At 73.1% G+C, this 22,354-nt stretch carries 18 protein-coding genes; 7 read left to right on the top strand and 11 right to left on the bottom strand.

The window, feature by feature from the left end; genetic code table 11:
* Positions 1 to 98: 98 nt before the first annotated feature.
* The gene (locus OG946_RS28965) at positions 99 to 812 is read right to left on the bottom strand and encodes a ribonuclease HII (RefSeq protein WP_326798909.1); all 714 of its coding nucleotides are present in this window, start codon (positions 810 to 812) and stop codon (positions 99 to 101) included.
* Between the two features lie 96 nt (positions 813 to 908).
* Complete coding sequence (locus tag OG946_RS28960; RefSeq protein ID WP_326798908.1) at positions 909 to 1,541, bottom strand: TetR/AcrR family transcriptional regulator; 633 nt, start codon at positions 1,539 to 1,541, stop codon at positions 909 to 911.
* Positions 1,542 to 1,722: 181 nt separating this feature from the next.
* Between OG946_RS28960 and OG946_RS28955 the strand changes: the two genes are divergently transcribed.
* Positions 1,723 to 3,204: an MFS transporter gene (locus tag OG946_RS28955; RefSeq protein WP_326798907.1), complete on the top strand. Its 1,482-nt coding sequence runs from the start codon at positions 1,723 to 1,725 to the stop codon at positions 3,202 to 3,204.
* Positions 3,205 to 3,401: 197 nt separating this feature from the next.
* Here the strand turns inward: OG946_RS28955 and OG946_RS28950 are convergent, their stop codons facing one another.
* The 3 genes from OG946_RS28950 to OG946_RS28940 are packed head-to-tail and all read right to left on the bottom strand — an operon-like array spanning position 3,402 to position 5,600.
* The gene (locus tag OG946_RS28950) at positions 3,402 to 4,496 is read right to left on the bottom strand and encodes an ADP-ribosylglycohydrolase family protein (RefSeq protein WP_326800393.1); all 1,095 of its coding nucleotides are present in this window, start codon (positions 4,494 to 4,496) and stop codon (positions 3,402 to 3,404) included.
* Between the two features lie 22 nt (positions 4,497 to 4,518).
* Positions 4,519 to 5,124, bottom strand: a complete 606-nt coding sequence (locus tag OG946_RS28945; RefSeq protein WP_326798906.1) for a YdbC family protein — start codon at positions 5,122 to 5,124, stop codon at positions 4,519 to 4,521.
* Between the two features lie 53 nt (positions 5,125 to 5,177).
* Positions 5,178 to 5,600 (bottom strand): RidA family protein, encoded by a 423-nt coding sequence (locus OG946_RS28940; RefSeq protein WP_326798905.1) that lies wholly within the window; start codon positions 5,598 to 5,600, stop codon positions 5,178 to 5,180.
* Between the two features lie 101 nt (positions 5,601 to 5,701).
* Between OG946_RS28940 and OG946_RS28935 the strand changes: the two genes are divergently transcribed.
* Positions 5,702 to 6,601, top strand: coding sequence for a LysR family transcriptional regulator (locus tag OG946_RS28935; protein ID WP_326798904.1), 900 nt, complete (start codon positions 5,702 to 5,704; stop codon positions 6,599 to 6,601).
* A gap of 199 nt (positions 6,602 to 6,800) precedes the next feature.
* On the opposite strand, the gene OG946_RS28930 is transcribed toward OG946_RS28935, so the two are convergent.
* Positions 6,801 to 9,683 carry a vitamin B12-dependent ribonucleotide reductase gene (locus OG946_RS28930; RefSeq protein WP_326798903.1) on the bottom strand — a complete coding sequence of 961 codons (2,883 nt, stop codon included), beginning with the start codon at positions 9,681 to 9,683 and terminating at the stop codon, positions 6,801 to 6,803.
* A 148-nt stretch (positions 9,684 to 9,831) separates the two neighbouring features.
* Positions 9,832 to 10,425, bottom strand: coding sequence for a transcriptional regulator NrdR (nrdR, locus tag OG946_RS28925; RefSeq protein ID WP_326798902.1), 594 nt, complete (start codon positions 10,423 to 10,425; stop codon positions 9,832 to 9,834).
* 507 nt (positions 10,426 to 10,932) lie between these two features.
* On the opposite strand from nrdR, the gene lexA reads away from it, so the two are divergent.
* Entirely contained in the window at positions 10,933 to 11,724 is a 792-nt protein-coding gene (gene lexA / locus OG946_RS28920; protein WP_326798901.1) for a transcriptional repressor LexA, read from the top strand.
* 394 nt (positions 11,725 to 12,118) lie between these two features.
* Here the strand turns inward: lexA and recX are convergent, their stop codons facing one another.
* Both recX and recA read right to left on the bottom strand, forming a co-directional pair.
* Positions 12,119 to 12,925, bottom strand: a complete 807-nt coding sequence (gene recX / locus OG946_RS28915) for a recombination regulator RecX (protein ID WP_326798900.1) — start codon at positions 12,923 to 12,925, stop codon at positions 12,119 to 12,121.
* A gap of 3 nt (positions 12,926 to 12,928) precedes the next feature.
* On the bottom strand, positions 12,929 to 14,068 hold the full coding sequence (gene recA, locus OG946_RS28910; protein WP_326798899.1) for a recombinase RecA: 1,140 nt from the start codon (positions 14,066 to 14,068) through the stop codon (positions 12,929 to 12,931).
* Between the two features lie 250 nt (positions 14,069 to 14,318).
* On the opposite strand from recA, the gene OG946_RS28905 reads away from it, so the two are divergent.
* Positions 14,319 to 15,044, top strand: a complete 726-nt coding sequence (locus OG946_RS28905; RefSeq protein ID WP_326798898.1) for a class I SAM-dependent methyltransferase — start codon at positions 14,319 to 14,321, stop codon at positions 15,042 to 15,044.
* A gap of 51 nt (positions 15,045 to 15,095) precedes the next feature.
* Here the strand turns inward: OG946_RS28905 and OG946_RS28900 are convergent, their stop codons facing one another.
* Both OG946_RS28900 and OG946_RS28895 read right to left on the bottom strand, forming a co-directional pair.
* Complete coding sequence (locus tag OG946_RS28900; protein WP_326798897.1) at positions 15,096 to 16,097, bottom strand: TAXI family TRAP transporter solute-binding subunit; 1,002 nt, start codon at positions 16,095 to 16,097, stop codon at positions 15,096 to 15,098.
* Between the two features lie 125 nt (positions 16,098 to 16,222).
* Positions 16,223 to 17,404: a trypsin-like serine peptidase gene (locus OG946_RS28895; RefSeq protein WP_326798896.1), complete on the bottom strand. Its 1,182-nt coding sequence runs from the start codon at positions 17,402 to 17,404 to the stop codon at positions 16,223 to 16,225.
* A 366-nt stretch (positions 17,405 to 17,770) separates the two neighbouring features.
* Between OG946_RS28895 and OG946_RS28890 the strand changes: the two genes are divergently transcribed.
* From OG946_RS28890 to OG946_RS28880, 3 genes are read left to right on the top strand one after another with little or no spacing between them, the layout of a single operon-like run.
* Positions 17,771 to 19,717 (top strand): IucA/IucC family protein, encoded by a 1,947-nt coding sequence (locus OG946_RS28890; protein ID WP_326798895.1) that lies wholly within the window; start codon positions 17,771 to 17,773, stop codon positions 19,715 to 19,717.
* 40 nt (positions 19,718 to 19,757) lie between these two features.
* Entirely contained in the window at positions 19,758 to 20,519 is a 762-nt protein-coding gene (locus tag OG946_RS28885; RefSeq protein WP_326798894.1) for a GNAT family N-acetyltransferase, read from the top strand.
* 21 nt (positions 20,520 to 20,540) lie between these two features.
* Entirely contained in the window at positions 20,541 to 22,352 is a 1,812-nt protein-coding gene (locus tag OG946_RS28880; protein ID WP_326798893.1) for an IucA/IucC family protein, read from the top strand.
* Positions 22,353 to 22,354: the final 2 nt, after the last annotated feature.

Below are 22,354 nucleotides of genomic sequence, written 5' to 3'. Positions count from 1 at the left end.
ACAAGCACATCAGCGGGTGGGCAACTGAAGCGGCCGGCGCTCGCGGCCCGCAGCCCCCCGCGGGAGGCACCGCGGCCCTGACCGCAGGGCCGCGTACCTCAGATGTCCAGCCCCAACTGCCCGGCCGCCTCCAGCTCCGCGGCCTCGGGTACGATCCGCTGGCGCTTCAGGTGCTGCCACTTGTCCAGCCCGTCCATGTACGCCCAGGAGAGCCGGTGCAGATCCGTGGGCCCGTACTCCTGGAGGGCGGCCCGGTGCACGGGCGAGGGATAGCCGGCGTTGCCCCCGAAGGCGTACGGCTCGTACTCGGCCCGCGCGGCGCCCAGTTCGGCCATGCGCGCGTCGCGGTGGACCTTGGCGAGCACGGACGCGGCGGCGACGGCGACGCACGACTGGTCGCCCTTGATCACCGTACGGACCCGCCAGGGCGCCCCGAGATAGTCGTGCTTGCCGTCCAGGATCACCGCGTCCGGCCGTACGGGCAGCGCCTCCAGCGCCCGGCCCGCGGCGAGGCGGAGGCAGGCCGTCATGCCCAGTTCGTCGATCTCCCGCGACGAGGCGTGACCCAGGGCGTACGCGGTGACCCACCCCGTCAGCTCGGCGGCCAGTTCCTCGCGCCGCTTGACCGTCAACAGCTTGGAGTCGGTGAGCCCTTCGGGCGCGCGGCGCAGCCCGGTGACGGCCGCGCACACGGTCACGGGACCGGCCCACGCACCCCTGCCGACCTCGTCGACGCCCGCGACGACCTTGGCACCGGTGGTGGCGCGCAGGGAACGCTCGACGCGGTGGGTGGGCGGCTCGTAGGGACTCACAAGGTCAGCTTACGACCCGGCCCCCGCCCGGCCCACGCGCACCCGCGCGGGACACCGGCACCCGGGCTGGGCACCTGCACCCGGGCGGTTCCGCGCTCACTGCCCCTGCAGCAGCGGGACCATCACCTGGTCGACCAGTTCGTCCATGTCCTTGTCGCTGAGGTCCCGGCCGGTGGTCTTGTGCCGGTACATCATCATCGCCGGCAGCACGTCGAGCACCAGGTCCCCGTTCACCTCGGGCCGCACGTCCCCCCGCTCGACCCCGCGGCGCAGCAGCTCCGCGATCAGCTCCTTGCCGGGGTCGATGATCTGCCCGATGATCACCTCGTGGAACTGCTCGGCCTGCTCGCGGTCGCACTCGTCGAGCACCGCGCGCAGCGCCTGCCCGCCGCTGGAGTACATCCGGTCGCGCAGCGCCCGGCAGAACTCGGTGAGGTCGGCCCGCAGGCTGCCCCGGTCGGGCTGGGTCTCCAGGGGCGGCACCCCGGCCCGCAGCGCGTCCTGGACGAGCTCCGACTTCGACGCCCAGCGCCGGTAGACGGCCGCCTTCCCGGTCTGCGCGCGGGCGGCGACGCCCTCGATGGTCAGCCCCTTCCAGCCGGCGACGCCTAGCTGTTCGAGCGCGGCATCCAGGATGGCGCGTTCGAGTACATCACCCCGGCGGCGCATGCCCTGGCTCCGGCCGGTTTCGGTGCACGCTCCGGGAGCGGTCCGGCGCGAACTACCCATATCGGTCTCTCCGTAAGCGGCCTTAGTGAACGCTTGCGTTCCTTCGCGAGGGCTCCTACGCTCAACTCATCCAGTGAACGCCACCGTTCACTCTCTCACACGTATGGGGAACACGGTGACTGCCTCCCAATTAGCGAACGAGCGGGGAAAGGGCAAGGCTCCGCGTGCGGACCAGCGCACCATGGCGCTGCTCATCATCGCGGCCTGCCAGCTCATGGTCGTTCTCGATGTGTCGGTCGTGAACATCGCGCTCCCGCACATCCAGAACTCCCTTGACTTCTCCACCACCGGCCTGACCTGGGTCGTCAGCGCATACACACTCACCTTCGGCGGTCTGCTCCTCCTCGGTGGGCGGGCCGGGGACATCCTCGGCCGCCGCCGCGTGCTCATCTTCGGCATCGCCCTCTTCATCGCGGCCTCGCTGCTCGGCGGCTTCGCGCAGGAGCCGTGGCACCTGCTCGTGGCGCGCGCCGTGCAGGGCGCGGGCGCCGCCATCGCCTCACCCACCTCCCTGGCGCTCGTCACCACCACGTTCCCCGAGGGCCCCGAGCGGAACCGGGCGTTCGGTGTGTTCGCGGCGGTCTCCGCGGCCGGCGGCGCCATCGGCCTGCTGGCCGGCGGCATGCTCACCGAGTGGCTCAACTGGCGCTGGGTGCTCTTCGTCAACGTGCCCATCGGCCTTCTGATCATCCTCGCCGTCCCGCTGTACATCAACGAATCCGAGCGGCACCCGGGACGCTTCGACATCTCCGGCGCGCTGACGTCCACCGCCGGCATGGCGGCGCTCGTCTACGGGTTCATCCGCGCCGCCGAGGAGGGCTGGCGGGACAGCCTGTCGATCGGCTCGTTCGCGGCGGCCGCGATCCTGCTCGTGACGTTCGTCTTCGTCGAGCGCGGCGCGAAGGACCCCATCACGCCGCTGAAGATGTTCGCCGACCGCAACCGCTCCGGTTCGTACGTGATCATGCTGAGCCTGGCGGCCGCTCTGTTCGGCATCTTCTTCTACCTGGTGCTGTTCGTGCAGAACGTCCTGGAGTACAGCCCGATCAAGGCGGGCGTGGCGTTCCTGCCGATCTCGGTGGCCATCGTCGCCAGCGCCGGCCTCGTGCAGAAGTTCCTGCCGGTGCTCGGGCCCAAGCCGTTCGTGATCGGCGGCTCGTCCATCACCGCGGTCGCGCTGGCCTGGATGGTGCTGCTGGACACCGACAGCTCGTTCCTGGGCGGGGTGCTCGGACCCGAGGTCGTCTTCGGCTTCGGCATGGGCATGAACTTCGTGACCCTCACCATCACCTCCGTCTCCGGCGTCGCGCAGGACCAGGCGGGCGCCGCGTCCGGCCTGCTCAACGCCACACAGCAGGTGGGCGGTTCGCTCGGCCTGTCCATCCTGACCACGGTGTACGGCACGGCCAGCAGGGACGAGGCGGAGAAGCAGATACCGGCGTTCATGGGCAAGGCGTCGCCGGAGCAGATAGCGGGCTTCGAGAAGTCCGGCGAGCTGCCGCCGCCGTGGAGCAAGGAGGTGCTCACGGTGGGCATGTCCCAGGCTTTCGTCGCCGCCACGGCCATGGTCGTGTTCGCCGTGGTCGTCGCCGCGGTGGCCATCAAGGTACGCAAGGCGGAGATCGAGGCGCTGTCCGGCATGGCGGGACCGGGCGCGGGCTGACACGGCGCGACCGGACGCCGGTGGCCCCGTCAGTGGCGGGGCGGGGTCACCGGGTACGGCGGGCCCTTTGGCCGTGTACGCCGCGGGTTTTCGGCGCGTACGGAGCGGGGCTTCGGCCCGTACGGCCGCGGATTCCGCTGCGTACCCGGGCGTCTCCGTGCTGCCGTCGGCCCCGGCCCGTCCGCGGCCCGGCGCCGTCAGGAGTCCGCGGCAGCGGGAACCCACTCCGGCAGCGGCTCCACGTGCCGTACCCACTCCGCCGGCGGCGCCCCGGCCGCCGCGCCCGCGAGCACTCCGCCGACGATCGCGCACGTGGTGTCCACATCCCCACCGGCCTGCACCGTGGCCCAGAAGGCACCCGTGAAGTCGCCGAGGTGCCGGGCGGCCGACCACAGGGCGAACGGCACGGTGTCGTGCGCGGTGCTGCGGCGGCCGTTGCCCAGCACGGCGGCGACGGTGGCGACGTCGTCGTAGTCGAGCATGTCCCGTGCCCGGCGCAGCCCTTGGGCGACGGCGCTGCGCGGCACGAGCGCGATCACCTGGTCGAGCAGCGCGGCACCATCGGGCCCGGCGGCGGCGTCCGCCGGGCCCGCCGCGGCGTCGCCGGGCGGATCGGCGGCCAGCGCCGCCGCCGCGGCCACCGCCATGCACCCGGTGACGGCCTCGCGGTGCTGGTGGGTGACGTACGACGAGACCTCCGCCTGCCGTACCGCCTCCTGGACGTCCCCCGCGTACCAGGCGCCCAGCGGTGCCACCCGCATCGCCGCGCCGTTGCCCCAGGACCCCTGGCCGTCGAAGAGAGCGGCGGCGAGCCGGCGCCAGTCCTCGCCGTCGCGCACCTGCCGCAGGATCCGGTTCACCGCGCGCCCGTAGCCGCGGGGGCCGCCGGCGTTCTGCCGGCCGGCGAACGACGCCGCCAGCGCGTCCTGTTCGACGCGGCCGTGCGCGGCGAGCACCGCCACCACCGACGCCGCCATCTCCGTGTCGTCGGTCCACCGCCACGGCGCGGGCGGCAGCTCACGGCGGGCCAGGAGCGGAAAGCTGCCGGGCTCGGAGTACCGGGCGCCGAGGGCGTCGCCGACGGCCAGCCCGCGCAGGCTCGTGAGGGCGCGTACGAGGCGCGCGTCGGGCACCCGCGCGCCCGGGTCTTCGGGCGCGCGAGCACCCCGGCCGGTGCCGGCCGCTGCGGCCGTGTCCGGGGCCGGTTCCTGGGCGGTGCCCGGAGCCATGGACGGGTCCGGGGACGGGTCCGGCGGCGGGGCGGAAGCGGGATCCGGTGTCATCTCGGGCACAGCGTAGCGGCCGGGCATCCGGTCAGACGGTCCAGGACTCCACGAGATCCACCACGTCCCCCGCCAGCGCCGCCACGTCCGCCGCGGTCTGCGCGCGCAGCGCCAGCCGCTCCACCCGCTCCTCGCGGTACTTGCCGTGCTCCGCCTTCGCCCACCACAGCGACAGCACCAGGAACTCGCCCTCCCCCGACTGCCCCAGCACGCCCCGCAGCATCCCCGGCGACCCCGCCATCGCCGGGTTCCACACCTTCTCCTGCATCAGCGTGAAGTGCTCCACGCGCTCCTCGTGCACCCGGCAGTGCGCGAGCCGCATCACGTCGGCGCCCTCGAACTGCGGCTCGAAGCCCATCTTCACGTCCATGCGGTGCTCGAAGAGCCGCACCCGCATGTCGCGGAACGTGCCGAGTTGGGCAGCGGCGAGCCGGTCGTGCGAGCGGGCCATGAAGGAGTCGTACAGCGCCCGGCTCTCCCAGAAGGCGATGAGGTGCACCACGCCCTCGCGCGCCCGGCTCCAGCCCCCGCCCTGCCCGAGAAAGCCCGGTTCGCCGGGCAGCCCCGCCCACTTCCGCTGCCCGCGCTCGAAACCCCGGCGGTCCACCACGGTGCAGCGAATCCACTTGACCAGCACCGCGCTATCGTACGGCCTGGTTCAGCGGCGATCACCGGCGTGCGAGCGGCAGTTCACGCCCCCTGACCGCCGGTCACCGCCGCGACGATCTCCACTTCCAGCAGTGCGCCGTCCCGGAAGAGCCGGGAGACCTCGACGGTGGTGCTGGACGGCGGCGGGCCGGAGAAGTACCCGCGCCGCACCTCCGCGTACTCGGCGAGCAGGCCCATATCGGTGACGAACGAGCGGATGTTCACGACGTCCGCGAGGGTGCCGCCGTGTGCGGCGAGGATCGCCGCCAGGCTCTCCATCACGTGCCGGGCCTGCGCGCGCATGTCCCCGGGGCCGACGACCCGCCCGTCGGCGTCCAGCGCGACCTGCCCGGAGACGAAAAGCAGGGCATCGTCGCCGCCGAGGCCGAGGCGTACGACGTGGGAGAAGTTGCCCGCGGGCGGCGGGACGGCGGCGGGGTTGTCGAAGGTCTTCTGCAGCGTCATGTGCCGGAACGCTAGGCGGGGACCCACCCATCCGACCAACGAATGTCTCGCATGCCTACGATGCGGAGACCGCATACCTTGTCCGACCCCGGAGCCGCTGTATGGACACCGCCTGGCTGGAGGTCTTCCGCGCCGTCGCCCGCCACGGCTCCTTCACCGCCGGGGGCACCGCACTGGGCTTCACGCAGTCCGCGGTGTCCCGGCAGATCGCCGCGCTGGAAGCGGAGTTCGGCGCGCCGCTCTTCGACCGGCTGCCCCGCGGCGTACGGCTCACCGAGCAGGGCCGCCACGCCCTCGGCCACGCCGAGGCCGCCCTCGACCGCCTCGCCGACGCCCGCCGCGACCTCGCCGCGCTGGACCGGCTGGCGGCCGGGCGGCTGCGGCTCGGCTCCTTCGCTACCGCGGACGCCGCCCTCGTGCCCCGCGCGCTGGCGTCCTTCGCCGCCGACCACCCGGGCGTGCGGGTGACGCACGTCGAGGGCTACAGCCGCGACCACGTCGCCGCGCTGGCGGCCGGCGGGCTGGACCTTGCGCTGGTGTCGGGCTACCCGGAGCAGGTGGCGGCGTACGAGGGGGTGGAGCTGACGCACTTGCTCGACGACCCGGTGCTCGTCGCGCTGCCGGCCGGTCACCGGCTGGCCGGGAGCACCCGCCCGCTGCGGCTTGCGGACCTGGCCGGCGAAAGCTGGGTCGCGGGCAGCCAGGCGCCGGAGGAGACGCTGATCAGCGCCAGCCTGCGGCAGGGCTTCCGGCCCCGTATCGACTACGTCGCCCGCGAGTGGACGGCGAAGTTCGGCTTCGTCGCGGCCGGCCTGGGCCTCACCCTCGTCCCCGCCCTCGCCGCCGGAGCCCTCCCCGCAGGCGTCACCCTCGCCCCCCTCCGCCCCGAGGACGCCCCCACCCGCACAGTCCACGCAGCCACGCCCCACACCACCCACCCCCCGTCGGTCAGGGGCTTCCTCCCGTACCTGCACCGGGCAGCCGCCGCGACGAAGGGCTGACACCCGCGAACACCGGACCGCTGGAGACGCCTGCGGGAACAGCCATCGGCATCCCGCCTCGGAGTTCACCCGGATGTGCGTCCGGCACGCTCCCAAGGCGACGGAGGGGACCGGCCGGTGGCCGGTCCCCTCCGGGACGTGCGGTCAGCTTCGTGGGCGGCTCACGACGGGCGTCCGCCCGGCATGGAACCCGGCCCGGTCAGCTGCAGCCGCTGGTCGAGCCGCAGCCCTCGCAGATGTAGCAGCTACCCGCCCGCTGCATCTTCGTGCCGCAGGAGAAGCACAGCGGCGCGTCCGCCTGGATGCCGAGCTGCATCTCCACCAGCTCCGCCGACGTGTGCGCCTCCTTCGGGGCCGGCTTGGCCTGTTCCATCGTCACCGGCGGCGTCGGCAGCGGCGCCGGCTCGCGGGGGGCCGACTGGGCCAGGCCCTCGACGTCCAGCTCGTCGTCCGTCGGCTCGTACGAACCCGTCTCCAGGTGCCGCTCGCGCTCCTCCGCCGAGTGGATGCCCAGCGCCGAGCGCGTCTCGAACGGCAGGAAGTCCAGCGCCAGGCGGCGGAAGATGTAGTCGACGATCGACTGCGCCATCCGCACGTCCGGGTCGTCCGTCATGCCCGCGGGCTCGAAGCGCATGTTCGTGAACTTCGAGACGTACGTCTCCAGCGGCACTCCGTACTGCAGCCCCACCGAGACCGCGATCGAGAAGGCGTCCATCATGCCCGCGAGGGTCGAGCCCTGCTTCGACATCTTCAGGAACACCTCGCCCAGCCCGTCGTCCGGGTAGGAGTTGGCGGTCATGTAGCCCTCGGCGCCGCCGACCGTGAAGGACGTGGTGATGCCCGGGCGGCCCTTGGGAAGACGGCGGCGCACCGGACGGTACTCGACGACCTTCTCCACGGCCTCGCGGATCGTCTCCTCCGCCTTGTCCGCGGCCTTGTCGGCCTCCTTCTTCTTCGCCGACAGCGGCTGGCCGACCTTCGAGCCTTCCACGTACACGGCGAGGGCCTTGACGCCCAGCTTCCAGCCCTGGAGGTAGATCTCCTCGACGTCGGCGACGGTGCTCGTCGTGGGCATGTTGACCGTCTTGGAGATGGCGCCGCTCAGGAAGGGCTGCGTCGCCGCCATCATGCGCACGTGCCCCATCGGCGAGATGGAGCGCTCGCCCATGGCGCAGTCGAAGATCTCGTAGTGCTCGGGCTTGAGGCTCGGGGCGTTCACGACGCTCCCGTGCTCGGCGATGTGCGCCACGATCGCCTCGATCTGCTCCTCCTGGTACCCCAGGCGCTTCAGCGCCATCGGCACCGTCTGGTTGACGATCTGCATCGAGCCGCCGCCGACCAGCTTCTTGAACTTCACCAGCGCCAGGTCCGGCTCGATGCCCGTCGTGTCACACGACATCGCCAGGCCGATGGTCCCCGTCGGGGCCAGCACCGACGCCTGGGCGTTGCGGTAGCCGTGCTTGTCGCCGAGGCGGACCACGTCCTGCCAGGCTTCGGTGGCGGCGGCCCAGACGGGGGTGTCCAGGTCGTCCATGCGCTTGGCCGTGCCGTTCGCGTCCGCGTGCTGCTGCATGACGCGCTTGTGGGCGGTGGCGTTGCGGGCGTAGCCGTCGTACGCGCCGACGGCGGCGGCCAGTTGCGCGGAGCGCTTGTACGCGGTGCCGGTCATCAGGGAGGTGATGGCGCCGGCGAGGGCACGGCCGCCGTCGGAGTCGTAGGCGTGGCCGGTGGCCATGAGCAGGGCGCCGAGGTTGGCGTAGCCGATGCCGAGCTGGCGGAAGGCGCGGGTGTTCTCGGCGATCTTCTGGGTGGGGAAGTCGGCGAAGCAGATGGAGATGTCCATCGCCGTGATGACGAGCTCGACGACCTTGGCGAAGCGCTCGACCTCGAAGCTCTGCCGGCCGTCGGCGCCCTGCTTGAGGAACTTCATCAGGTTCAGCGAGGCGAGGTTGCACGAGGTGTTGTCCAGGTGCATGTACTCGCTGCACGGGTTGGAGGCGGTGATACGGCCCGACTCCGGCGCGGTGTGCCAGTGGTTGATGGTGTCGTCGTACTGGATGCCGGGGTCGGCGCAGGCCCAGGCGGCCTCCGCCATCTGCCGGAACAGCTTCTTCGCACCGACCTCCTCGATGACCTCGCCGGTCATCCTCGCGCGCAGGCCGAACTGCTCGTCATTCTCGACGGCCTTCATGAACTCGTCGGTGACACGCACTGAGTTGTTGGCGTTCTGGTACTGCACAGAGGTGATGTCGTCACCGCCGAGGTCCATGTCGAAGCCCGCGTCGCGCAGGGCGCGGATCTTCTCCTCTTCCTTGACCTTGGTCTCGATGAACGCCTCGATGTCGGGGTGGTCGACGTCGAGCACGACCATCTTCGCCGCGCGCCGGGTGGCGCCGCCGGACTTGATGGTGCCGGCGGAGGCGTCCGCGCCGCGCATGAAGGAGACCGGTCCCGAGGCGTTGCCGCCGGAGGAGAGCAGTTCCTTGCTGGAGCGGATACGGGAGAGGTTGAGCCCGGCGCCGGAGCCGCCCTTGAAGATCATCCCCTCTTCCTTGTACCAGTCGAGGATCGACTCCATGGAGTCGTCGACGGAGAGGATGAAGCAGGCACTGACCTGCTGGGGCTGCGGGGTGCCGACGTTGAACCACACCGGCGAGTTGAAGCTGAAGATCTGGTGCAGCAGGGCGTAGGTCAGCTCGTGCTCGAAGATCTCGGCGTCCGCGGGCGAGGCGAAGTACTTGTGATCCTCGCCGGCCTTGCGGTACGTCTTCACGATCCGCTCGACGACCTGCTTGAGGCTGGTCTCCCGCTTGGGGGTGCCCACCGCACCGCGGAAGTACTTGCTCGTGACGATGTTGACGGCGTTGGCCTCCCAGAACTCGGGAAACTCCACGCCGCGCTGCTCGAAGTTGACCGAACCGTCTCGCCAGTTGGTCATGACGACGTCACGGCGAGCCCACTCCACCTCGTCGTACGGGTGCGTACCGGGGGTGGTGTGGATCCGCTCGATGCGCAGACCCTTGTTCCCCTTGGCGCCGCCCTTGCGGGAACTGCGCGCCGGGCCGCTCGTCGTCTCTGTCATGCCGCCTCCCTATACGGGCGTGAACGCCCTGATGTGCCCGCATCTTCCCGGGCACGGTTCCTGTTCTTGATCTGCTTGTTCCGCAGGCGGACGGCGCGCTGCGCCGCGCACCGGCCGGGTGTGGATGACGGGTGGCCCGCGGTGGGCGTCAGCCGGCCGCTCTGCCGGGTGACGGGACTCCGGGGGCCTCGCCGCGGCCCGGACTGCGGCCGGGGCCGGGCGCGCCGGGGTCGCCCGGCGCGGGAGGTGGGGCCTGGTCGTCCTGTCCGTCTGGGCCGCCGCTGTCGGCGGGGTGCCTGTCCGCGGTCCGCAACTGCGTGATGGCGTCGTCGAAGTCCTCGAGGGAGTCGAAGGCGCGGTAGACGGAGGCGAAGCGCAGGTAGGCGACGAGATCGAGGTCCTGCAGCGGGCCCAGTATGGCGAGCCCGACGTCGTGGCTGGAGACCTCGGCGCTGCCGGTGGCCCGGATCGCCTCCTCGACCCGCTGGCCGAGCTGGGCCAGCGCGTCTTCGGTGACGGGGCGGCCCTGGCAGGCCTTGCGGACGCCCGTGATCACCTTGGCGCGGCTGAAGGGCTCGGTGACCCCGCTGCGCTTGATGACCATCAGGGACGCGGTCTCCACCGTGGTGAAGCGGCGCGAGCAGTCGGGGCACTGCCGGCGGCGGCGGATTGCTGCACCGTCGTCGGTGGTGCGGCTGTCGACGACCCGGCTGTCGGGGTGCCTGCAGAAGGGGCAGTGCATCGCTCTCCACCCTCCCCTTCTCGCGCACGGCACGTCGGTCCGGCGGCCCCCCGCGGCCCGCCGGAGCAGACCTCAATCATATGGGATGCCCTTCCGGTGAGAGGAAGGGGGACCACAACTTGTGGGCTGCTGACACCCATCTAACCACTAGATCTGGGGTTTGGCTGCCATTGAGAGCGGAGAGCGTGTTGCCGCGCCACGAGATCGGGCGGGGCGCGGGACGGGACACCGCGCGGAACATCGGCAGCCTACGTGAGCGCGCGGACCGCGACACGCGAGGGGCGGGGGTGACAAGCTGGACGGCACCCCGCACCCCCGCGGCGACGGCCCGGTACAGGGCGGACGGCGGGCCGCACGCAGCCATCAGGCCAGCGCTTTACACCCAGTTGATGGATCACGGAAGTGAAACCGAAATTTTTCACTCGAACGTGTGTTTGGCGCAACCTTTCGAAAGCAACTACCGTTGGTCCTACGAGAGAGAGACCGTCTCGAGAGGGGCCTGCCGACGTGACCACTACCGCAGACACCACAGCCATCGCCGCCCACGAACGGCCCCAGCAGGCAGCGGAGCCGCAGCTCACGCCGCCTCCCGGGGACGGCCGTGAGGGCGAGGCACAGCCACCAAAGCGCTCCATGCCCGGGCGTCCGCCGGGCATCAGGGCCGACAGCTCGGGCCTGACCGAGCGGCAGCGCCGGGTCATCGAGGTCATTCGCGACTCGGTGCAGCGTCGCGGCTACCCCCCGTCGATGCGCGAGATCGGCCAGGCCGTCGGCCTCTCGTCCACCTCGTCGGTCGCGCACCAGCTCATGGCCCTGGAGCGCAAGGGCTTCCTGCGCCGGGACCCGCACCGGCCGCGGGCGTACGAGGTGCGCGGCGCGGACACGCCCACCACCCAGGCAGCCACCGACACCACGGGCAAGCCCGCCGCGTCGTACGTGCCGCTGGTCGGCCGGATCGCCGCCGGTGGTCCGATCCTCGCCGAGGAGTCGGTCGAGGACGTGTTCCCGCTGCCGCGGCAGCTCGTCGGCGACGGCGAGCTGTTCGTGCTGAAGGTCGTCGGTGACTCGATGATCGAGGCGGCGATCTGCGATGGCGACTGGGTCGCGGTGCGCCGCCAGCCGGTCGCCGAGAACGGCGACATCGTCGCCGCGATGCTGGACGGCGAGGCCACGGTCAAGCGGTTCAAGCGCGAGGACGGCCACGTGTGGCTACTCCCGCACAACGCGGCGTACCAGCCGATTCCGGGCGACGAGGCGACGATCCTCGGCAAGGTCGTCGCGGTCCTCCGCCGGGTCTGAGACCCGGCACGGCATATCCGGCCCGGGACCTGGCCCCCGGGCGCCGCCCTGCGCGGCGCGGAGTGTCGCGAACCGGCCGCGGCGGCGGCCGGACACGCGCGCACGGCGGAGGCACGGCCTCGCGTACGACACGGGTACGCGCGGCGGGTACGAGCGGCGAGGACACCGCCCCCGGCCCGCACAGGGGTCGCACGACTCCGGACCGCTCAGGTCTGCCGGGCCAGGCACCCACGGCAGCACAGAGCCACCCCTCCTGCCCGTCCGGCGCTGGCACGCCGGGGCAACTCGGCCCGCCGAGGGCCGTCTCCGACACCGAGCCAGGGCAACTCGGCCCGCGCGAGGGCCTTTCCGACGCCGAGCCGGGGCGGCCCCGGGCCCTTCGGCCCCGCGCCGCTCAGTCCGCCAGCAGGTCCTCGGTCTCCTCGCCCTCCGCCTCCAGCGCCTCACGGACCACGCGGATCGCCAGCCCCTCCCCGTAGCCCCGGCGGGCCAGCATGCCCGCCAGGCGACGGATGCGCTTGTCGCGGTCGAGGCCGCGGGTGGCGCGGAGCTTGCGGGCGACCAGCTCGCGGGCCGTCTCCTCCTCGGTGTCCGCGCCGAGCCGGCCCACCGCCTCGTCGACCACCGGGGCCGCCACGCCCCGGGTGCGCAGTTCGCGCGCGAGCGCGCGGCGGGCGAGACCACGGCCGTGGTGCCGGGACTCCACCCAGGCGCCGGCGAACGCCGCGTCGTCGATCAGCCCGGCCGCTTCGAGGCGGTCGAGCACGGCCTCCGCCACCTCGGCGTCGATCTCCCGCTTGGCCAGCGCGTCCGCGAGCTGCTTGCGGGTGCGCGGCGAGCCGGTGAGCAGGCGCAGGCAGATCGACCGCGCCCGTTCCTCCGGGCTGAGCGACGTCTCCCGCACCCGGTCCTCGGACGGCTCCCACCGGCCCCGCGAGCGCCCTCGCCGGGAGGCCCCGCCGCGCCCGGACCGGCCCGGGTGCCCCGGTCCGCCGTAGCCGTCAGGGTCCTCCTCCAGCCCGTACCCCCCGTCCTCCGGCCGGGCGCCGTCGGGGCCGTCCCCTTCGCCGTACGCCGCCGGGCCGCGCCCGCCCCGCCGTCGGCGCCCGCCCGGCGGGGCGGCGCCGTCCTCCGGGCCGCCCCCGAACGGGGGGCGGCCGTCGTCCGGAGGCGGGAGCGGCCAGTCGGTGCGCCGGACCACGGGTCAGCTCTTGGCCGCGGCCTTGGCCGCCTTCGCTGTCTTGGCCGGCACCGGCACCGTCTTCTTGCCCGCGGGGGCGGCACCGTCCGCAGCCGCCGCGGGACCGGCAGCCGTGTCCGCACCCGGCTCGCCCTCCGGGTTCTCCTGCTTCGGGCCGATGCCCAGCTTCTCCTTGATCCGCCTCTCGATCTCGTCGGCCAGGTCGGGGTTGTCCTTCAGGAACGTCCGCGCGTTCTCCTTGCCCTGGCCGAGCTGGTCGCCCTCGTGCGTGTACCAGGCGCCGGACTTGCGGATGAAGCCGTGCTCCACGCCCATGTCGATCAGGCCGCCCTCGCGGCTGATGCCCTGCCCGTAGAGGATGTCGAACTCGGCCTGCTTGAAGGGCGGCGCGACCTTGTTCTTCACGACCTTCACGCGTGTGCGGTTGCCGACGGGCTCCGTGCCGTCCTTGAGCGTCTCGATGCGCCGGATGTCCAGCCGCACCGAGGCGTAGAACTTCAGCGCCTTGCCGCCGGTGGTGGTCTCGGGCGAGCCGAACATCACGCCGATCTTCTCGCGCAGCTGGTTGATGAAGATCGCGGTGGTCTTCGACTGGTTCAGCGCGCTGGTGATCTTCCGCAGGGCCTGGCTCATCAGCCGGGCCTGCAGGCCGACGTGGGAGTCGCCCATCTCGCCCTCGATCTCCGCGCGCGGCACGAGGGCCGCGACCGAGTCGATGACGATCAGGTCGAGCGCGCCGGAGCGGACGAGCATGTCCGCGATCTCCAGCGCCTGTTCGCCGTTGTCGGGCTGGGAGAGGATGAGGGAGTCGATGTCGACGCCGAGCTTCTTCGCGTACTCCGGGTCGAGGGCGTGCTCCGCGTCGACGAACGCGACCGTGCCGCCGGCCCGCTGCGCGTTGGCCACCGCGTGCAGCGTCAGGGTCGTCTTGCCGGAGGACTCCGGCCCGTACACCTCCACCACGCGGCCGCGCGGCAGGCCGCCCACACCGAGCGCCACGTCGAGCGCGGTCGACCCGGTGGGGATGACTTCCACGGGCTCGTTCGGCCGCTCGCCGAGGCGCATCACGGCACCCTTGCCGAATTGCCGTTCAATCTGGGCGAGTGCGGCGTCAAGCGCCTTCTCGCGGTCAGTCGCTGCCATGGGTTCCACCCGGGATGTCTGAGTCGATCGCTTCACGTCCACGACGCTAGCGCCTGCCACTGACAACGCGCCTCGCCTCGGGCCGGCCTGGGGAGAACCCGGGCCGAACTCACATGGGAACCTATGTTCGATTTAGCTGTCAACCCGCACCGCCGAACCCATCCGCCCCGTGCGTTTCCCCGCGCCCGTGGGCTCCCGCCGCATCAAACCCGGTGGCTGCGCCGCCCCGGAGCCGCATAGGTTCGGCCGCATGGCCGACGACTGTTTCGCGCATCCACGGCTCGCCGCGATCTACGATCCGCTCCACCCCGACCGCCGCGATCTCGACGCGTACCTGCGGCTCACGGACGAGTTCGGCGCCCGCCGGGTCCTGGACATCGGCTGCGGCACGGGGGTGTTCGCACTCCTCCTGGCCGCCCGCGGGATCGAGGTCGTCGGCGTCGATCCCGCCCAGGCGTCCATCGACGTCGCCCGGGCCAAACCGGGCAGCGGGCGAGTGCGCTGGATCTGCGGCGACGCGACCGCCCTCCCGCCGCTGCGGGCCGACCTCGCGACGATGACGGCGAACGTCGCCCAGGCGATCGCCGATCCGCAGACGTGGGACGAGACCCTGCGCGGGGCCCGCGCAGCACTGCGGCCCGGCGGGCACCTGGTCTTCGAGACCCGGGACCCGGCCCGGCGCGCGTGGGAGGAGTGGACCCGCGAGCGCTCCTCGCGCGTGACGGAGATCCCGGGCGTCGGCTCCGTCGCGAGCCGGGTCGAGCTGATCGAGGTGGACCTGCCGCTGGTGACCTTCCGCTGGACCTACGAGTTCGCCGCCGACGGCCAGGTGCTGACCTCGGATTCGACGCTGCGCTTCCGCGAGCGGGAGGAGGTCGAGCGGGACCTGGCCGCCCACGGCTACGCGGTGGAGGACGTCCGGGACGCGCCCGACCGCCCGGGAAAGGAGTTCGTGTTCCTGGCCCGCCGTCCGTGAGCGACGGTCGCCGTCCACCCGGATGTCATCCGCCCAGGACGGCTCCCGGCCCTACGGCTTCTCCTGCCGGTAGTAGCGGGCCGCGCCCTCGTGCAGTTCCAGCGGGTCGGTGAAGACCGCCGTGCGCAGGTCGACCCGCTGGGCGGCGTGCACCACGCGGCCGATCCGGTCCCGGTCCCGTATCACCGTGCTGGTCACGCTCTCCGTCAGCCGGGGGTCCTCCCGGTCGGTGGTGACCAGCAGGTTGGCCACCGCGAGCGTCGGCACGGCGGTGTCCCGCTGGACCGTCGGGTAGGCGTCGGGCGGCATGACCGCGGCGCGGTAGTAGCGGGCCAGTTCGCCCTGGGCGTGGAGGGGGCCGAGGAGGTCGCCGAGCGGTACGAGTTCGATCTCGGTCTGCTGCGCCAGGCGTTCGACGGCCTCCGTGGGCAGGCCGCCGGACCAGAAGAAGGCGTCGATCTCCCGGTCGCGCAGGAGTTCCGGCATCGTGTCGAGGCCCTCGCGCACCGCCGTCACGTCCTGGTCGAAGTCGAGCCCGGCCGCCGACAGCAGCCGCCGGGTGATCAGTTGGACACCGGAGCCGTCCTCGCCGACGCCGACCTTGAGGCCGCGCAGGTCGGCGGCGTGCCGCACGGGCGAGTCGCGCAGGACGACGAGCTGCATGTAGTCGTCGTAGAGCCGGGCCACCGCGCGCAGCCCCTGCCAGCCGGGCAGCCGGTCGCGGCGGTACGTGGCCACGGAGTCGGCGGTGGCGACGGCGAAGTCGGCGCGGCCCGCGGTGACCTTGCGCAGGTTGTCGATGGAGCCCTGGCTGGTGTGCAGTCGTACGTCGAGGTCCGGCTCGTCCCGGGCGAGCCCTTCGCGCAGCAGCCGCCCGTACTCCGCGTACACGCCGGAGCGCACCCCCGTGGCGAAAACCACCTTCCCCGCAGGGCTGCCGCTGCCGCCCAGCGGCAGCAGCCACCACAGGAGCAGCCCGAGCACGGCCGCCGTCGCCACGGCGGCCTGGAGCGCTCGGCGCCTGCCGAGGCGGCGCGGGACGAAGTGGACCACGCGGCGATCCTGCCAAACCGGGGCCCGGCACGGCCAGCGCGCCGGACTCCCGGTGGGAGCCCGGCGCGCTGTCGGGCCTGGATACGGCCCGACGCCGAAGCGCGTGGCCGTACGGTACGGGCGGGCTAGCCGCCGCTCACCTGGTCGAAGACCGCCTTGGCCTCCTTGTCGAGCCGCGGCCCGGCGAGCCAGGTGGCCTGCAGCGGGCCGATCGACGTGACGGACACGAGCTGCTCCTCGCCGTCGTTCGACGCGGTCCAGCCGCCGCCGGAGGCGCCGGCGGTCATGGTGCAGCCGATGCGGTACATCGTGGGCTGCGACGCCTGGATCGACAGCCGGCCCGGTGCGTCGGTGCAGGAGTACAGGCGCCCGCCGTCATACGGCGCAGCCGCCGGGTAGCCGGTGGCGGTCAGGTCACCGACGTCCTTCACCGCCGGGGCGTCGAACCAGACGGGCACCGCGGCGCCGACGGTCTCCTCCAGGGACTGCCCGCCGCCGTCCTTCGGCTGGACCTTCATCACGGCGAAGTCGTACGGGGCGCCCACGCCGCCCTGCGACTTGCCCTCGGAGATCCACTCGTCGGTCGTACGGGCCTCCTCGGCCCAGAACGTGCCCTTCGGCGCGATGTCGGCCTCGGTCGCCTGCTCGGCCTCCAGCTCGGCGACGGTCTTGCCCTCGGGGTTGAAGGAGGGCACGAAGATGACGTTGCGCCACCAGCCGCCTTCGGAGCCCTTGTGCACGCAGTGGCCGGCGGTGGCCACCAGGTTGGACTTGCCCGGATTGGCCGGGTCGGCGACCACGGTGCCGGAGCAGACCATGGGGCCCTCGGGGGTGTCGAAGAAGATCTTCCCGGCGGCGGGCTGCGACTCGTCGTACGGGGTGGTCGCCTCGACGGCCTCGACGGGCGCCGGCTCCGGGTCGGTGACGCCCTGGTCCTCGGAGACGTCGTCCTCGTCGACCCGGTTGGGCGGCTGCTCGGCGTCCCACATCCGGTCGGGGTCCCAGAGGTCCTCGATGATCGGGTTGATGAACTCGCGCGCGTCGCGCAGCCAGTCATCCTTGGCCCAGTCCTCCCAGCCGCCGTCCCTCCACTTGTCGAGGTCGAGGTTCTTCAGGGCGTCCGGGATCTCCTCGGGGAGCGCCAGATCCTTCTCGGGCGCCTGCGACTCCTGCTGTTGCTGCTTGTCGTCGGCGCCGCTGTCACCGTCGCCGTCCTCGCAGGCGCCGGCGGTCAGCGCCAGTGTGACCGCGAGGGCCGCCGCGGCCAGCGCCTTTCTCGGTATACGACGTTTCCCGTTGGCGGGCATGGATCGAATCCCCCAGTTTCTCTACAGGTGCCCCGGCGGGACACGAGCCCCCACTATGCCGGTGCCGTTGGGGACGGCCGCACCGGGCCCCGTGGTTCCACCGGGCCCAAGGATCTTGGCGGCGGGCCGTGTTCCGGCGGCGGGTGCGTCGTTGGTAGGGGCGGGGGATGCGGACCCGTATCCGGTGCGAGGGGGTGGGGCTGTGCCCGCGATTCGCGCAGCGGACGTGCACGCGCGCGTCTGCCGTACGCGCCACACCCTCGCCGCGCCCCCCCCGCGCCCGGTCCTGCGTCCCTCCTCCCCGGCCCCTCCGTACGGCCCGGGGACGCTCGATCCCGTACGCGACCCATCCCGAGGTGCACGTCTGTGAACGCGAAGCCCGCCGGCGACGAACTCCCCGCCGGCAGCGGCCGGCCCCCGGTGCGCCGGCGGCTGGCCCGCCTCATCGAGCCCGCGGTGCCCCGCCAGTACCGGCGCGGCGGCGAGGGCGGCGGCGGGCAGCCGGAGCCCGACCCGCTGGAGCACCCGGACGCCAAGGCCGCCGCCGACGCGGCCGCCGCCGAGAACCTGCTGCGCTGCTGGGTGCGCGAACAGGGCGTGGCGGAGCCGGAGAACGGCACGCTGCGGCTGCTGCTGCCCGCCAGCGGGGCGTGCCTGCGCGTCCCGGTGCGGTACTGGTCGGCGGCCGGCTGGCACCGCTTCGGGCGGCCGGTGCTGCACGGCGCCCCCAAGGACGCGCCGCCGGTGGACGCCGTGACCCTGGCGGCGCTGCTGAGCCGGGAGGCCGCGTACGCCGCCGCAGAGGCCGCCGACGCCGGCGGCAGCGGCGCGCATACCGCGCCCGAGCCGGCCGGCGGCGCCGCCGCCCTCGTCGGCCGCGTCGCCGACTCCGTACGCCACACCGCGGTGTTCCTCACCGCCCGCCGGGCCGGCTCCCCGCCCGCGACCGCGGATCCGTTCCTGACCGGCGAGCAGTCCCTGCTCCTCGGCCACCCCCTGCACCCGACGCCCAAGAGCCGCGAGGGGCTCTCCGAGGCCGAGACCCGGCGCTACTCCCCCGAGCTGCGCGGCAGTTTCCCGCTGCACTGGCTCGCCGTCCACGACAGCGTCCTCGCCTGCGACTCGGCGTGGACCGAGCGCGGGAAGGGCGTGCCCGCGCGCGAGCTGGCCGCCCGGCTGGCGGGCCCAGGGCTGCGGGTGCCGCCGGGCTGCACGCCGCTGCCCGTACACCCGTGGCAGGCCCGCGAGGTCCGCGAGCGCCCCGGCGTCGCCGCGCTGTTCGACGCCGGTCTGGTGCGCGACCTGGGCCCGCACGGCGACCCCTGGCACCCGACCGCGTCGGTGCGGACGCTGTACCGCCCCGGCGCGCCCGCGATGCTGAAGCTCTCCCTCAGTGTGCGGATCACCAACTCCCGCCGCGAGAACCTCCGCAAGGAGCTGCACCGCGGCACGGAGGTGCACCGGCTGCTGCGCGCCGGGCTCGGCAAGGAGTGGCAGGCGTCGTTCCCCGGCGGCTTCCCCGGCGCGCCGGGCTTCGACGTCGTACGGGATCCGGCGTGGCTGGCCGTCGACACCCCGGCCGGCGAGCCGGTCGCGGGTCTGGACGCGGTCGTACGGCACCAGCCGTTCGCGGCGCAGGACGACGCGCTGTGCATCGCGGCGCTGACGTCCCCGGTGCCGCGGTCGCCGAAGGGGGCGATGCGCTCGCGTCTCCAGGAGGTCGTCGGGCAGTTGGCCGACCGCACGGGGCAGAGGGCGGCAGCGGTGGCCGCGGAGTGGTTCCTGCGCTACCTGGAGGTGGTCGTACGGCCCGTGATGTGGCTGGACTCCGAGGCGGGCGTGGCGCTTGAGGCGCACCAGCAGAACACCGTGCTGCTCCTCGACGCGGACGGCTGGCCGGCCGGCGGCCGGTACCGGGACAACCAGGGGTACTACTTCCGCGAGTCCCGCCGCGCCGAGCTGGAGCGCCGGCTACCGGGCCTGGGCGGCGCCAGCGACACGTTCGTCCCGGACGACGTGACGGACGAGCGCTTCACCTACTACGTGGGCGTCAACAACGTCCTCGGCCTCGTCGGCGCCTTCGGCGCCGCGGGGCTGGTCGACGAGCGCGTGCTGCTCGCCGCCTTCCGCCGCTTCCTGGAGCGGTCCGCCGCGGGCGAGGGCCGCTGCGCGCTGGCCGAACGGCTGCTGAGCGGCGGGACGCTGCGCTGCAAGGCCAATCTGCTGACCCGCGTACACGGCCTGGACGAGCTGGTCGGCCCGGTGGACACGCAGTCCGTATACGTCACCGTTCCCAACCCGCTGCACTCCTGACCGCCCCTCGACTCCCTTCCGTGCGACGAGAAGAGGCACCGTGTCACCCGATCCCCCGACCCCCACCAGGCCCCCGGAGCTGCTTCCCGACGACACCATCGACTTCGGCGTCGGCCTCGCCCGGTTCCTCAGGGACGCCGCCCGGTCCCCTGCCCCGTACGCCATCAATTGCTGGACGGCCGCCGGCACCCCCGCCGGCCCGTTCCGTCTGGAGCCCGTCGACCCGGCCGAGCCGGAGCGCGACCTGGCGCTGCTGCACCGCTGGATGAACGACCCGTCGGTGGCCGCCTTCTGGAAGCTCGCGGGACCCGTCGAAGTCACCGCGCGGCATGTACGGACGCTAGTGGAAGGGGGGCACAGCGTGCCCTGCTTCGGCGTCCTGGCCGGCGTGCGGATGAGCTACTGGGAGGTCTACCGCGCGGACCGCGACCCGCTCGCCGGGTACTACCGCGCGCGCCCGTACGACACGGGGGTCCATCTGCTCCTCGGCGGCGGCGCCGACCGCGGCCGGGGGCTCGGTTCCCTGCTGATCCGCACGGTCAGCGACCTCGTGTTCGACAACGACGCGCGGTGCGGGCGGGTGCTCGCGGAGCCGGACGTGCACAACGTGCCGTCGGTCGCCGCCTTCCTGAACGCCGGTTTCCACTTCCAGGAGGAGCTGGCACTGCCCGACAAGCGGGCGGCGCTGATGGTGCGGGAGCGCGCGCTGCGCGACAGTGACGGCGAGACCCGTGCCGGGCCCGCGCCGCGGACCGGCCCGCCCCCGAGCCGGCCCGGGCCGCCCCGGCCCGACCTGCCGTAGGACGGAGAGGAGCCCACGCCCTTGTCCGACGCCGCGAATACCACCGACAGAACCGACTGGGACCTGGCCGCCCGCCGGCTGCTCGCCAAGATGCTGGGCGAGTTCGCCTACGAGGGCATAGTCGCCCCGGAGCCCGACCCGGCACCCCCGCCCGGCCCCGGGCCCCGTCCCGGCCCGGCCGACGACGGCCGGTATCCCTACCGCCTCCCGGTCACCGACGAGGTGACCTACCACTTCACCGCCCGCCGCGGCCCGTACGGCCACTGGCGCATCGACCCCGGCTCCCTGACCCCCAGCGGCGACCCGCTGCGCTTCCTCGCGCAGGCGCACGACGGCCTCCTGCGGCTGGCCGGTGACACCACCGGCCACCTGATCCGGGAGCTGACCGCCACCCTCGCCGCCGACGTCCGCCTCGCGCGCGGCGCCCCGCCCGCCGCCCGCCTCGCCGATCTCGGCTACGCCGAGCTGGAGGGCCACCAGACCGGCCACCCGTGGCTGGTGGCCAACAAGGGACGCATCGGCTTCTCCGCCGCCGACGCCGCCGCGTACGCCCCGGAGGCCCGCCTCCCGCGGCGGCTGCCATGGCTGGCGGTGCACCGCTCGCTCGCCGAGTACCGCGGCGTGCCCGCCGTCGCCCGCCCCGAGGAGCTGTACGCGCAGGAGCTGGGCGACGCCACGCGCGCGGGGTTCGCCGCCGCGGTGGCCGCGGCCGGCCGGGACCCGGACGCGTACCTGTGGCTGCCCGTGCACCCGTGGCAGTGGGACGAGACCGTCGCCACCCTCTACGCGCCGCAGGTCGCCGCCGGGCTCGTGATCCCGCTGCCGCCGGATGCCTGCCCCGCCGACATGTGGCTGCCGCAGCAGTCGGTGCGTACGTTCCTCAACCTCAGCCGCCCGCAGGGACGTTCCGTCAAGCTGCCGCTGTCCGTGCTCAACACCCTGGTCTGGCGCGGCCTGCCCACCGAGCGCACCCTCGCGGCCCCCGCCGTCACCCGCTGGGTGCACGGCATGCGGGACGCCGACCCCTTCCTCGCCGAGGAGACGCGCGTCGTGCTGCTCGGCGAGACCGCGAGCGTGACGGTGCGCCATCCGCTCTACGACTCCCTGCCGGGCGTCCCGTACCAGTACCGCGAGCTGCTGGGCTGCATCTGGCGGGAGCCCGTCGGCCCGCTGCTGGACCCCGGGGAGCGGGCCAGGACGCTGGCGGCCCTGCTGTGGACGGACGCCGACGGGCGTTCGCTGACGGCCGAGCTGGTACGCCGCTCGGGGCTCACGCCCCGCGCGTGGCTGGCGCGGCTCTTCGCCGCCCTGCTGCCGCCGCTGCTGCACTTCCTGTACCGCTACGGCACCGTCTTCTCGCCGCACGGCGAGAACGCCGTCGTGGTCTTCGACGATGCGGACGTGCCGGTGCGGCTGGCGGTGAAGGACTTCGTCGACGACGTCAACGTCAGCTCCAAGCCGCTGCCCGAACACGCCGGGATGCCGGGCGACGTACGCCGCACGCTGCTGACGGAACCGCCGGAGTTCCTGCCGCAGTTCATCCACTCAGGGCTCTTCATCGGCGTCTTCCGCTATCTGGCGCCGCTGTGCGCCGACGAACTGGGCGTGCCGGAAGCGGAGTTCTTCGGCCTCGTACGGGCGGAGATCCTGCGCTACCAGCGGCGGTTCCCGGAGCTGAAGGAGCGCTTCGCGCTCTTCGACCTGCTGGCGCCGCGCATCGACCGGCTGTGCCTGAACCGGAACCGGCTCTACCTCGACGGCTACCGCGACCGGGCCAGGCGCCCGCACGCCGCCGTCGACGGCACCGTACCCAACCCTCTTCACTCGACGTGACG

It is taken from the genome of Streptomyces sp. NBC_01808 (assembly GCF_035917395.1).
Lineage (GTDB): Bacteria > Actinomycetota > Actinomycetes > Streptomycetales > Streptomycetaceae > Streptomyces.
Note: the sequence above shows the minus strand (reverse complement) of the source record. Positions and strands in the feature narration are given on the sequence as shown.

Excerpts from the sequence above, each read along its gene's own strand:
- recA (WP_326798899.1), bottom strand. The coding sequence starts at position 14,068 with ATGGCAGCGACTGACCGCGAGAAGGCGCTTGACGCCGCACTCGCCCAG.
- nrdR (WP_326798902.1), bottom strand. The coding sequence starts at position 10,425 with ATGCACTGCCCCTTCTGCAGGCACCCCGACAGCCGGGTCGTCGACAGC.
- OG946_RS28930 (WP_326798903.1), bottom strand. The coding sequence starts at position 9,683 with ATGACAGAGACGACGAGCGGCCCGGCGCGCAGTTCCCGCAAGGGCGGC.
- OG946_RS28960 (WP_326798908.1), bottom strand. The coding sequence starts at position 1,541 with ATGGGTAGTTCGCGCCGGACCGCTCCCGGAGCGTGCACCGAAACCGGC.
- OG946_RS28940 (WP_326798905.1), bottom strand. The coding sequence starts at position 5,600 with ATGACGCTGCAGAAGACCTTCGACAACCCCGCCGCCGTCCCGCCGCCC.
- OG946_RS28955 (WP_326798907.1), top strand. The coding sequence starts at position 1,723 with ATGGCGCTGCTCATCATCGCGGCCTGCCAGCTCATGGTCGTTCTCGAT.
- OG946_RS28935 (WP_326798904.1), top strand. The coding sequence starts at position 5,702 with ATGGACACCGCCTGGCTGGAGGTCTTCCGCGCCGTCGCCCGCCACGGC.
- OG946_RS28895 (WP_326798896.1), bottom strand. The coding sequence starts at position 17,404 with ATGCCCGCCAACGGGAAACGTCGTATACCGAGAAAGGCGCTGGCCGCG.
- OG946_RS28905 (WP_326798898.1), top strand. The coding sequence starts at position 14,319 with ATGGCCGACGACTGTTTCGCGCATCCACGGCTCGCCGCGATCTACGAT.